The following is a 12,133-nucleotide window of genomic DNA, read 5'->3' on the forward strand; positions in this document are numbered from 1 at the left end:
CTGATTGTCACGGATTTTTAAAAATTTATTTTAGCTTTTTTCTGTCGTTGGTGTAAATAGACCTTTTGAATTCTGGAGTGGTTCCAAAGTTCAGTAATAATCCAATTTCTACATCAGTTGCCTTTAGATAGTTTAAAAGTTGGGCTTTATGCTCGTCTAACAAACATCCACACGCTTTAAGTTCAAGAATAATAGAGTCTTCAATCAATAAGTCCGCAAAATAGTCCCCTACCAATTGACTTTTATAATATACTTTAATTTGTTTTTGAGCTTCTACTTTGTACCCTTGGGATTTTAACTCTAAATACATGGCATTTTGATACACTTTTTCAAGAAACCCATATCCAAGTTCGTTGTAAACTTCAAAATAGATTTTCAAAATAGTATCGCTCAAATTCTTATACAATAAATCACCCATTGTCTTTATTTTAAAAATAAAACCCGTGTTAATCAGTTAAATCCGTATTATCCGCGTGCCATAAAAACAAAAGTACTCAACAATCGCAACACTTCCGCGATTTCCTCTGGCGAATTATAACTGTGCAAACATAAACGCAAGCGCTCTTGGCCTTCTGGAACGGTTGGCGAAAGTATCGCTTTCACATCAAACCCTTTTTCCTGCAGTTGGTTGGCGATAGTTTTTACTTTTTCATTTCCCGGAATAATAGCCGATTGTATCGCTGATTTGCTTCGGACGAAAAGTGGTTTTAAACTCATCATATTCTTTTCCTGATTGAAATGAACGATGTTTTCCCGAAGTTTTAAGATTGAATCTGAATCCGTTTCTAAATGTTGGTACGCAATCAAAATAGTAGCAACAGCATGCGGCGAAAGCCCTGTTGTATAAATAAAGCTTCTCGCAAAATTCACTAAATAATCCTTCAAATCAACCGAACCTAAAATCGCGGCTCCATGGCATCCTAACCCTTTTCCGAAAGTCATAATTCGGGCAAAAACATGGTCTTGCAAGCCCAGCATTTGAACAAACCCTTCGCCTTTTGAACCAAAAACTCCCAAAGCATGCGCTTCATCAACAACTAGATAGCTATGGTGTTTATCCGAAAGCGAAACCAATTCTTCAAGATTTGGGCAATCGCCATCCATAGAAAAAACAGATTCAGTAACGATATAAATAATGGTGTCTGGATTCCTTAAAATTAATTTTTCTAAGTCTTCAAAATCATTGTGATTGAATTTATAGGCTTTGGCATTCGACAGTTGAATTCCGTCCCGAATGGAAGCGTGACACAATTCATCGTATAAAATTAAATCTCCTTTTTGTGGAACCGAGCCAAAGAATCCAACATTAGCATCGTAACCCGAATTAAAAATCAGCGCTGTTTCTGACTGATGAAAATTAGCAATAAAATCTTCCGTTTCTTGATATAGTTTGTGGTTTCCAGACAATAATCGCGAACCTGTTGCACCGTTTTGAATAAAATTATTATCTATTAAATACTGATGCGTTTCCTTAAAAACAGTTTCTGATTTAGACAATCCTAAATAATCATTCGACGAGAAATCAAACATTTTACTTGACAAAGACAATTGTCGCAAAGCATTATTTTGCTTTCGAGTCTCCAATTTAGCGGAAAGAGAAGGTGGAAATCGTTTCATAGTTAACAAAAATACTAAAGTTGGATGAATTTAGCCCAGATTGCAATGGAAAGCCTCGTAGAAGGAAACACTATTTTTTGTAGAATTGACACAGCGACCAAAGGAAGCTCGTGGCGGTTATAACAAAAAAAATGTTTCCTTCAAGAGCTTGTAATGGAAAGCGGGAAATAGCTCCAAAAAAAAAGCCTAACAGTTACGTTAGGCTCTATTTATATTCTGAATTGTCTTAGTCAACTAAAACAATAACTTTGTTGTCTTTCATTTCAATTGTTCCAGAATTGATAGCAAGTGTGTAATTTTGGGCATCCAGCTTTGTGAATTTACTTGCTACATCTTTTGCAAAAGCAAAGTTTGACGCTGTAATTTTCACTACTCCTTTTTCTAAAATAGAAACAATTGGTGCGTGATTATTCAAAATTTGAAAGCTTCCATCAACTCCAGGCAGTGTTACCGAAGTTACTTCTGCTGAAAACAATTTTGCTTCTGGTGAAACTATTTCTAATAACATACTTTTTTGAGTTATGAATTATAAATTATGAATTATGAATTTATATGAAACACATAATTCCTAACTTACAACTGTTTTTAAGCTTCCGCTAACATTTTTTCTCCTGCTTCGATAGCTTCTTCAATAGTACCTTTAAGGTTAAAAGCTGATTCAGGTAAGTGATCTAATTCACCGTCAATAATCATATTAAATCCTTTGATAGTATCTTTGATATCAACTAACACCCCTTTTAATCCTGTAAATTGCTCTGCAACGTGGAAAGGTTGAGATAAGAAACGTTGAACACGACGCGCTCTTGAAACGGCTAATTTATCTTCTTCGGATAATTCTTCCATACCAAGGATCGCAATGATATCTTGTAGTTGTTTGTATTTTTGTAAAATCTCTTTTACTCTTTGTGCACAATCATAATGCTCATCTCCTAAAATTTGAGGTGTAAGTATTCTTGAAGTTGAGTCCAATGGATCAACTGCAGGATAAATACCTAACTCAGCGATTTTACGTGACAATACTGTTGTTGCATCTAAGTGAGCAAAAGTAGTAGCCGGAGCTGGATCTGTTAAATCATCCGCAGGTACGTAAACCGCTTGTACAGATGTAATAGAACCTTTGTTTGTTGATGTAATACGTTCTTGCATTGCACCCATTTCAGTAGCCAATGTTGGTTGGTATCCCACCGCAGATGGCATACGACCTAAAAGTGCCGAAACCTCAGAACCTGCTTGTGTAAAACGGAAGATATTATCCACAAAGAACAATACATCTTTACCTTGATCAGTTCCTGCTCCATCACGGAAATATTCAGCGATAGATAATCCAGAAAGTGCTACACGAGCACGAGCTCCTGGAGGCTCATTCATCTGTCCGAAAACGAAAGTAGCTTTTGACTCTCTCATTCCTGGCATATCTACTTTAGACAAATCCCATCCTCCATTTTCCATAGAGTGCATGAATTCATCCCCGTATTTTATAATTCCTGACTCTAGCATCTCACGAAGCAAGTCATTCCCTTCACGTGTTCTTTCTCCTACTCCTGCGAATACTGAAAGTCCACCGTGACCTTTTGCAATATTGTTAATCAACTCCTGAATTAATACTGTTTTACCAACTCCAGCACCACCGAACAATCCAATTTTACCTCCTTTTGAGTAAGGCTCAATTAAATCAATTACTTTAATACCTGTGAATAAAACTTCAGAAGAAGTAGATAAATCTTCGAATTTTGGTGCTTGCCTGTGAATAGACATACCGTTTTCTCCTGTTTTTGGTAAATTACCTAAACCGTCGATTGCATCACCAATTACGTTGAATAAACGACCGTAAACATCAGCACCAATTGGCATTTGGATAGGATTCCCTGTTCCAACTACTTCATAACCTCTACTCAAACCATCGGTTGAGTCCATCGAAATGGTACGTACTGTGTTTTCACCAATGTGAGATTGTACTTCAAGTACTAATAAAGTACCATCTTTTTTTGTGATTTCTAACGAATCATAAATTTTTGGAAGTTCAACATCTTTACCGTTGAAAACTACGTCAACTACTGGTCCAATGATCTGCGCAACTTTTCCTATTACTTTTGACATTACTTATGTATTTATTAAATAGCTATTTAGGTTTATGAAATAGTACCAGCCGAAACGTATCGATTAAATGCTTTTTTCAGTGCGCAAAGATAATTTTTTAAAATATAAAATCAATAAAATTTTTATAAAAAAAGGATATTTTTAATTGATACTAGAGAAATGACTTAAAAACAGACAAAAGATAGCAATATCCTCAAAAACAAATAACCACCACGTCAAGAAACGGGTGGTTATTTTTATAATTCAGAATGTAGATTATTATAGCGATCCAGGGAATAAAATACGGTATGAACCTACGTTTACATTTTTGAAGTTAGAGCCATACTTTGCATTTATAGCATCCGTGAATAAATTTGCTATAATGGCATAACCTCTTGGACTTGGATGAACACCATCTGAAGAGAACATACCCCCAGTTATAAAAGAAGACGTTGTTGTAAAGCCGTTATATACTATTCCACCACTGGCTAATTGGTCTGTCACTGCTTTCAATTCTACAAATGCCAACCCTTTTGAATCAGCTACAGATTTAATCGTAGTATTATAAGCATCGGTTGCAACTTTTACCTCTGCGATTTCAGCTTTAGTTAATACATCCTTGTCTTGCATAGGGTAAGTAATTCCGAATTTATTCAAAGGAGCAGGAATTCCTGTTGGCTCAGCACCAATAACAGACTGCGCTTTCAAAACCACCAAGTCGTCTTTAGTTGCTTGTCGCGCCTGACCAAAAACTTGTCCATAAAAAGTTGCCGTTGCCAATCCTAAACTCGGCGTAAACGCTGCGGTTAGTTGAGCAGATAGATTTGGCAAACTTTCATCAACTATCAACAAAGGATTTGGAGTAGTACTTGACAGTAAATTAATACGGTCCCCAGCATTAAAGGCTGTCAAAACTTGCTTTAAGGGACCATACAATTGTGTATTCAAAGCAGTTACCGTTGCTTGACCCACTGCAACATTACCACCTCCTAAAATCGATACTGTTAACGGATTAAAAGGAACAGTTGTAAAATATGGCAATGCTGTAACATAAGGTAAATTTGCAACAACACCTTTTGCACCCTTTGCTGTCATAGCATTCACGATATTTGAATAAGCGCTTGCAAAAACAGTAGGATCAGTTATATCATTACTCGCATAAGTAGCCGGATTTAAATTCCCTGTTTGATTCGTACCTGAGCCACCAGAAGTAGCATAGCCTAATATATCATTACCACCTATCCACAAAGAAAAGAAAGTAGGATCTTGCGCCAAAGCATCTGCAACTATGGTTGTTGTCGCTGAAGATGAAAATCTAACAAAGTAAGGATTGCTCTGACCAGTAGCTACTCCAGCAACGTTTCCATAGCCAGGTGTAACCAAATGATAACTTTTAGCACCAGGCACCCCCAGGTTATTGAAAGGTCCTGTTAATTTTGTTGTTGCTTCAGTTGATGGCCTTCCGCTCACTAGCACAGGCGCTGTTCCATTAAAAAATAATCGCTGCATAAAAATCACATTGCCACCTAACAACAATCCTCCAACATTATCAGCCATAAAAGGCGTTTTAAACTCCCCACCTCCAGCTAATGCAAATTGTTGTGCGATAATGTTAGCAAAAGAGCCTTTTTGTCCTTCAATAAACAAAGCATCATCACTATAGCCAGCCGAGTATGAATCTCCTAATGCTATATATTTTGACACGACTGCCGTACCGGAAGTCAAAGCCTTCCCGTCAGACGAATTTGCATCAATCGTTAGTTCATCATCATTATTACATGCTACAAATGCTAAAGAAGCAAATAGCAACCATTTGAAATTTTTTATCATTGTTCTTTGATTTTAGATTTAATAAATGTTACGGGTTGATTGTCCAAGATGCAAAATATTGTTGACCAATTAGACCTGCTCCCAAAACTTGTCCATATTCTTTTCCTCCGATATTTGAAGCTCCTACTTTTAATGTAGATTTCAACGCTGGGAAATTATAGTTTAATTGTGCATCTATAACTGTTGCTGCCGCTATAGTTCCATCTGCAAAAGATGATTGCCATAAATACTCGCTATTCCATCTACCACTTACATTAAATCCAAAATTTGGAAATAAGCTTTCATTACCAATAGAGGCCTTAATACGATGTTTTGGTGTATTGAATCCGGCCTCAAAACTTGGATCTTTTGATTGATCAAATTTAAATTCAGCAAAATTATAGTTTGCACCTATTTCAAAGTCTTTGTATACTTTGCGAGAAAGTCCTACACCAAAACCTAATGATTCGATCTCTAAAGGAGTATTTGTATACAATTGAAATGCTCTACTATTCCCGTTTTGCAATGCATGTAGAGCTTTCTGGCCTTCAGGATTGGCTAATCCCCCTCCATCTAATGCAGAACCATATAAAGGAGTAAGAACATTTAAATTACCAATGAAATTATTATATACATTATAATACCCATTAATATCAATAGATGTTCTATTTATGAAAGAGCGATATCCTAATTCAATTGCTTTTACTTCTTCAGGTTTCACAAGATCAACATTGGTTTTTTGCAATAACGCAGGATTACCAGCTGCTGCAAATGCTCTAACTGAACTAGCAGTATATGAGTTATTGTATGCGTTTAAACCATTAATAGTAACTGAATTACCTCCTGCAAATCCCTGACCTACAGCAGTAGCAATTGGTAAAATTTCTGTAAATCTAGTTAAGTTGTCTGGAGCTGATCCCAACAAGATAGCACTTCCAACATTAAAACCAATATACTGATCTTGAGTAGAAGGGTTTCTGAAACCAGTTTGGAAAGATCCTCTAAAATTATGATTTTTATTTGCACCTCCAGAATACACTAAGGAAACCCTTGGTGAAATATTGCCTTTGAAATTCTGTGCTTTATCGTAACGCATAGAACCCGTGAACTTCAAACGATCATCTATAAACTTTTTCATCACCTGAGTGTAAGCTCCGTATTCATCATAAGTGATAGGTCCGTCCGCATCCGTATAAATACGACCAAAAGAATTTAACTCATATTGTCTGTAAGAACCTCCAACTTGAATTTCTGCAAATTTTACCAAATCCTTAAAATTATAATTCACATCTGAATGGTAGATTCTAGAATTATCAACTAATTTAGAACCTGTCAATACACTTGGATCATTAATAACCTGGTTAAACGCATTGTTAAATGCTTCAGTTCCTGGTATCAATCTACCAGTGTCCGCAGTTGATCTAGCTCTGGAATGTGCTTGTTCAGGAGTCAAACCTGCTAAAGTTGATTGTACATAAGCACCGGCATATTGCCCAAACCATGTTCTATCATCTTTCCATTTTCTGTTGACATTAATACCTGTAAACAACATATCATAAGACTGACCGCCATCTTCCGTAGTAGTATACCCTCTTAAAAAGAAGTTTTTCCCTTTGAACTCAATTTTATGTTGTTGCATAAAAAAGTTATTCAAATAATAACGATTGGCTCCTTGATAAACAGTATTACCATAACCAAATTTACTTTGCCAAATTACTTCTAATTTTTCATCTCCAAATGGACGGATATGTAATGAAAAATCAATTTTTGTATTAGAAACTTTGTTATCTGTCAAATCAACTTCATTGTATCCTGTTCTACTAACATTAGTATTAGGTAATAAATTCACCGCCGAAGCTGGTATCAAACCTTGAGAGGCTAGTGCTTGACCAACTCCTTTTATATTTGTTGCCACCTCATCACCATAAACATTTATACCATCATAATCGATTGAATTTCTATCAACACCTACACGGGTTTTATCATCATAATTCACAGCATGCCATTCTGTACCTCTCATGTAAGCAAAGTTAGCTTTACCTGCAATATACTTGTTGAATGCTTTTGCCATACGAACACCGTAGTCAACATAGTCATTAGTACCAGCCGCTTTTTGAGTAGTTTGTCCAAACTTAGCATACGCTCTAATTCCTTGGCTTGTAAAAGGGCTTTTACTAGTCATAAATAAAATACCATTAAAGGCGTTTGCACCATATAAAGCTGAAGAAGCACCTGGTAATAATTCCACACTTTGAACATCAATTTCAGAAACACCAATTAAATTTCCAAGTACAAAGTTCAACAATGGCGAAGAATTATCCATCCCATCAACTAGTTGCATAAAACGAGTATTTGCAACAGATGCGAATCCACGAGTATTGATAGATTTAAAAGACATACTCGAAGTATTCATTTGAACTTCTTTTAAGTTTTCTAAACCATCATAAAACGAAGGAGAGGCAGTTTTTTTTATTTCAGCGATTCCCATTCTTTCGATAGTTACAGGCGACTCCAAAACTCTTTCAGGAGTTCTTGATGCAGAAACTACAATTTCATCCAGCTTGTTTTCCTCATCTAAGAGCTTAACCGAAATTCTTTGATTAGTTGAGGAAACGTTGATTTTTTGAGTTCCAAACCCTACACTTGTAATTTCAATTACGAAAGGAGGATTTTTAGAAGTTTGTAATGTAAATGAGCCATCTAAATCAGTAATGGTAGCTGAAGCGTCTCCAACAATTTTAATGTTGGCTCCAGGAATTGGCTGGTTGTTACTGTCTGTAACAGTACCTGAAATTGAGTTTTGAGCAAAAGTTAGGCTACAAAAAAACAATGACAAAAAAAGTAAATACACTCTCATTGGGTTATAATTTGTTGGTTTATGTAGCCAAAGTACAAATATTTTTGATATTAATAAAAAAACGTTAAAAATAATTCAATACTGTTAATGTATTGTCGACATTTTAACACATTTACAACAATATGATCTTTATACTAATCTCTGTTAAAGTGTTAAATTATTGCAAATTACTATGCATACATACTAATTTTAAGATATATTTAATTTTATCATAAAAATGATTTTCTTCATATATTTTTATCCAAAAAAAAAGCGAGATCAAAAATCTCGCTTTTTTTTTAAAATAGTATCGAATAATGACTTATTCTACCGTAACTGATTTTGCCAGATTACGTGGTTGATCTACATTACATTCTCTCATGACAGCAATATGATAAGACAAAAGCTGCAATGGTATTGTAGTAATCAATGGAGATAAGGCATCTGAAGTTTCAGGAATTTCGATCACATAGTCCGCTAATTCACGAACCTGAGTATCGCCTTTAGTCACAATTGCAATAATTCTTCCGCTTCTGGACTTAATTTCTTGAATATTACTTACAATTTTATCATAATGCCCTTGCTTTGGCGCAATTACAACAACTGGCATATGCTCATCTATCAATGCAATTGGACCGTGCTTCATTTCTGCCGCAGGATATCCTTCTGCATGGATATACGATATTTCTTTTAATTTCAAAGCACCTTCTAATGCAACCGGAAAATTATATCCTCTTCCTAAATACAAACAATTTGGAGCATTTATAAAAGTAGCTGCTATTTCTTTAGCTCTTTCATTTGTTTCCAAAGCTTCTTTAACTTTTTCAGGAATGATTTCCAATTCTTGTAAATACCTGTGGAAATCAGAATTTGACATGGTACCTTTGGCTTTAGCCAAACGCAACGCCATCATCGTCAAGACCGTAATTTGTGTAGTAAATGCTTTTGTGGATGCAACACCAATTTCAGGTCCGGCATGGGTGTAAGCACCAGCATGAGTTTCTCTTGAAATTGAAGACCCTACAACATTACAAACACCAAATACAAAAGCACCGTGTTCTTTAGCTAACTTTATAGCTGCCATAGTATCTGCGGTTTCACCCGATTGGGATATCGCAATTACAACATCCTTACTGTTTATAATTGGATTTCTATATCTAAATTCAGAAGCATATTCTACTTCAACCGGAATTCGGGCAAATTCTTCAAATATATATTCTGCAACTAACCCTGCATGCCAAGATGTACCACAAGCAACAATAATAATCCTGTCAGCATTCAGAAATTTTTCTAAATTATCCTCCACACCCGACATTTGGATAAGTCCTTCATTTGCATGCAATCTACCACGATAGGTATCCTTGATTACACTCGGTTGCTCATAAATTTCTTTAAGCATAAAGTGATCGTAACCCCCTTTTTCAATTTGCTCCAGATTCATTTGCAGTTCCTGAATATAAGGGTCAACTAAAGAATCATCTTTAATTTTTCTAACTTTCATTGCCTTATGCAATCTAATATTTGCCATTTCACCATCTTCAAGATAGATCGCATTCGAAGTGTATTCTATAAATGGTGAAGCATCTGATGCAATAAAATATTCTCCTTCTCCTACACCTATAGCTAAAGGACTTCCTAATCTTGCAGCAACAATTTCATTTGGGTTTTTAATATCAAATACTGCAATGGCATACGCACCAACAACTTGATTTAACGCTACCTGAACAGCTTTTCCTAGTTTTAACTTTTCTTTTTTCTGTACTTCTTCAATAAGATTAACCAAAACCTCTGTGTCAGTATCCGATTGAAAAACATAACCTCTTTTCATTAACTCTGCCTTGAGCGGTGCATAATTCTCAATGATTCCATTGTGAATTATAACTAAATCGCCTGAATTTGAAATGTGAGGATGCGAGTTTACATCGTTTGGCACCCCATGAGTTGCCCAACGCGTATGGCCTATTCCTATTGATCCGTTAGTTGTCATTTCCTTTGAAGATTTCTCTTCAAGGTCAACGACTTTTCCTTTAGTTTTACAAACTTTCACATTTTCGCCATCATATATCATAACGCCTGCGCTATCATATCCTCTGTACTCGAGCCTTTTTAATCCTTTAATTACAATAGGATAAGCTTCTCTGTATCCAATATATCCAACTATTCCACACATATCTTATTTAATTAGGTTTTGTATAATAAATTTCCAATTTTAATCTTTTATCCTCAGCTACGATCGATGTTCCGCTAAATAAAACCGTTCCTAAAGGATTCATAACCGAAGCTTTTGGAGCCTGGGAAATAAACGCGTTTGGGGTTTTCAGCTTGTAAGATGCAACGCTATTAACATTAATATCCTCTGCAACTACCAGACCCAATTTGACATTTGTTGAATCTGCGTATTTTAAAAGATTTCTAATATGATTTGTTATTCTGAATTTATAGGTAGTTCCTTTTTTGGTAACTGCATCCGTGTTCAAATTACCATCAAAAACTAATTTTGACTTTTTAGGATTAGCAGTATTCGAAGTTCCATCTAAATAATAATCTACTATGGGTCGGTTATTATTAAAATCATACAGATAAATTCGTTGGGGTGCAGCACTATTTGCCATAGCAGCAGCATCAATATGAAAAACGAGATTTGCTTCATTAATTAACCACCCACTATTTCTTATTATTTGTAACTGACCTGGCGTATTAAAAAGACTCAGTACAGCAACCGATCCTTCACCACCTTTTAGGTACAACTTATCGTCACCATCGGTCGTATTTCCTGTGATTGGCAAAGCATTATAAGCAAGACCGCTAGTTGAAAAATTATTGCTCAATAAACTCACTGTATTTCCAGTCATATTAAGAACAATAGTTTTTTTGACCCTTGTAATTACAGTTGTAGTTCCTGTGGTTGTCGAAAGGTCCTCATTATATTTTATGGTAATTTTCCCTGCTTTAAAATTGATCATTGCTAAATTCCCAGGATTGTTTCCTGATTTTTCCATCTTAAAATAAAGTCCTCGGAAGTACTCTTTAAAAATATCATTTGTCGCCAATTTTCCAGCAATAGCTCCATCAATTATTCTGGTCTTGAAGTAACCTTTATTTAAATTCAATTGCATTCCCGGAGGCGTTCTTACAGTGCTAACTACTTTAGTGATAGAATCTGTTGAAGTCACAACGTGTTCCGCAGGATCGAAGAAAAAAGCATCATTTTGTGACGCATTTGAATCGTCATTCAAACGATTGGAAACTTTAACATTATTAAAATCGGTGTTTTGATCTGTAAAATATTTTTGCGGCTGTTGAAAACCACTTACAGGATCCGTATCTCTCATATAATAACCCGACTCATAAACACTTAATTTCATCTGCGCCTTCTCAGGCCCATATATTGAATCCAGAATATATACATTGCTTCCATCAGCTTTTGTTACTGTTTTTGATGCATCGTAATAGTAGGGAATTGTCAAAACTACACTTTCCACATGAGGATTTGTGCTAATAGTTGTTACAGTCGCGGGCAAATTTACTTGAGCACCAAAATTAGCTGTTGTTTCACCAAAATTAGGATCGTTCAATATACCTAAAGGATTAACTTCAAGATTATTTGATTGTATAGGTCCTGTTTTTTGATTGTAACCTAATACATCGTATGTTACTTTATTGAAATCAAAATTGTTTTCACCAATTAGATCACCACCAATTTCATTATAATCTTTATCACAGGAATATAAAAAAACGATACTTAAAACAACCAGAATTTTCTTAAGAAAAGAATTATTGTACATATTTATTAAA

Annotated in this window: 8 protein-coding genes; all 8 read right to left on the reverse strand. The window is 35.3% G+C overall.

What is annotated here, in order from left to right; translation table 11 throughout:
• Positions 1 to 25 precede the first annotated feature (25 nt).
• The 8 genes from E0F89_RS00145 to E0F89_RS00180 all read right to left on the reverse strand — a co-directional run bounded on the left by E0F89_RS00145 (position 26) and on the right by E0F89_RS00180 (position 12,123).
• Positions 26 to 418: a GxxExxY protein gene (locus E0F89_RS00145; RefSeq protein ID WP_131907851.1), complete on the reverse strand. Its 393-nt coding sequence runs from the start codon at positions 416 to 418 to the stop codon at positions 26 to 28.
• A gap of 47 nt (positions 419 to 465) precedes the next feature.
• Positions 466 to 1,617 carry an aminotransferase class I/II-fold pyridoxal phosphate-dependent enzyme gene (locus E0F89_RS00150; RefSeq protein ID WP_131907852.1) on the reverse strand — a complete coding sequence of 384 codons (1,152 nt, stop codon included), beginning with the start codon at positions 1,615 to 1,617 and terminating at the stop codon, positions 466 to 468.
• A gap of 226 nt (positions 1,618 to 1,843) precedes the next feature.
• Positions 1,844 to 2,125, reverse strand: a complete 282-nt coding sequence (locus E0F89_RS00155) for a FoF1 ATP synthase subunit delta/epsilon (protein ID WP_131907853.1) — start codon at positions 2,123 to 2,125, stop codon at positions 1,844 to 1,846.
• 77 nt (positions 2,126 to 2,202) lie between these two features.
• On the reverse strand, positions 2,203 to 3,714 hold the full coding sequence (gene atpD, locus E0F89_RS00160; protein WP_073204939.1) for a F0F1 ATP synthase subunit beta: 1,512 nt from the start codon (positions 3,712 to 3,714) through the stop codon (positions 2,203 to 2,205).
• Between the two features lie 258 nt (positions 3,715 to 3,972).
• Positions 3,973 to 5,523, reverse strand: a complete 1,551-nt coding sequence (locus tag E0F89_RS00165; RefSeq protein WP_131907854.1) for an SGNH/GDSL hydrolase family protein — start codon at positions 5,521 to 5,523, stop codon at positions 3,973 to 3,975.
• A 28-nt stretch (positions 5,524 to 5,551) separates the two neighbouring features.
• Complete coding sequence (locus E0F89_RS00170) at positions 5,552 to 8,359, reverse strand: TonB-dependent receptor domain-containing protein (protein WP_131907855.1); 2,808 nt, start codon at positions 8,357 to 8,359, stop codon at positions 5,552 to 5,554.
• A 301-nt stretch (positions 8,360 to 8,660) separates the two neighbouring features.
• A complete protein-coding gene (glmS, locus tag E0F89_RS00175; protein ID WP_131907856.1) occupies positions 8,661 to 10,508 on the reverse strand; it encodes a glutamine--fructose-6-phosphate transaminase (isomerizing) in 1,848 nt (615 codons plus the stop codon).
• A 7-nt stretch (positions 10,509 to 10,515) separates the two neighbouring features.
• Positions 10,516 to 12,123: a DUF4270 domain-containing protein gene (locus tag E0F89_RS00180; protein WP_131907857.1), complete on the reverse strand. Its 1,608-nt coding sequence runs from the start codon at positions 12,121 to 12,123 to the stop codon at positions 10,516 to 10,518.
• Between the last annotated feature and the right edge of the window lie 10 nt (positions 12,124 to 12,133).

This window comes from Flavobacterium caseinilyticum (assembly GCF_004349085.1).
Taxonomy (GTDB): domain Bacteria; phylum Bacteroidota; class Bacteroidia; order Flavobacteriales; family Flavobacteriaceae; genus Flavobacterium; species Flavobacterium caseinilyticum.

Excerpts from the sequence above, each read along its gene's own strand:
- E0F89_RS00145 (WP_131907851.1), bottom strand. The coding sequence starts at position 418 with ATGGGTGATTTATTGTATAAGAATTTGAGCGATACTATTTTGAAAATC.
- E0F89_RS00150 (WP_131907852.1), bottom strand. The coding sequence starts at position 1,617 with ATGAAACGATTTCCACCTTCTCTTTCCGCTAAATTGGAGACTCGAAAG.
- E0F89_RS00155 (WP_131907853.1), bottom strand. The coding sequence starts at position 2,125 with ATGTTATTAGAAATAGTTTCACCAGAAGCAAAATTGTTTTCAGCAGAA.
- atpD (WP_073204939.1), bottom strand. The coding sequence starts at position 3,714 with ATGTCAAAAGTAATAGGAAAAGTTGCGCAGATCATTGGACCAGTAGTT.
- E0F89_RS00165 (WP_131907854.1), bottom strand. The coding sequence starts at position 5,523 with ATGATAAAAAATTTCAAATGGTTGCTATTTGCTTCTTTAGCATTTGTA.
- E0F89_RS00170 (WP_131907855.1), bottom strand. The coding sequence starts at position 8,359 with ATGAGAGTGTATTTACTTTTTTTGTCATTGTTTTTTTGTAGCCTAACT.
- glmS (WP_131907856.1), bottom strand. The coding sequence starts at position 10,508 with ATGTGTGGAATAGTTGGATATATTGGATACAGAGAAGCTTATCCTATT.
- E0F89_RS00180 (WP_131907857.1), bottom strand. The coding sequence starts at position 12,123 with ATGTACAATAATTCTTTTCTTAAGAAAATTCTGGTTGTTTTAAGTATC.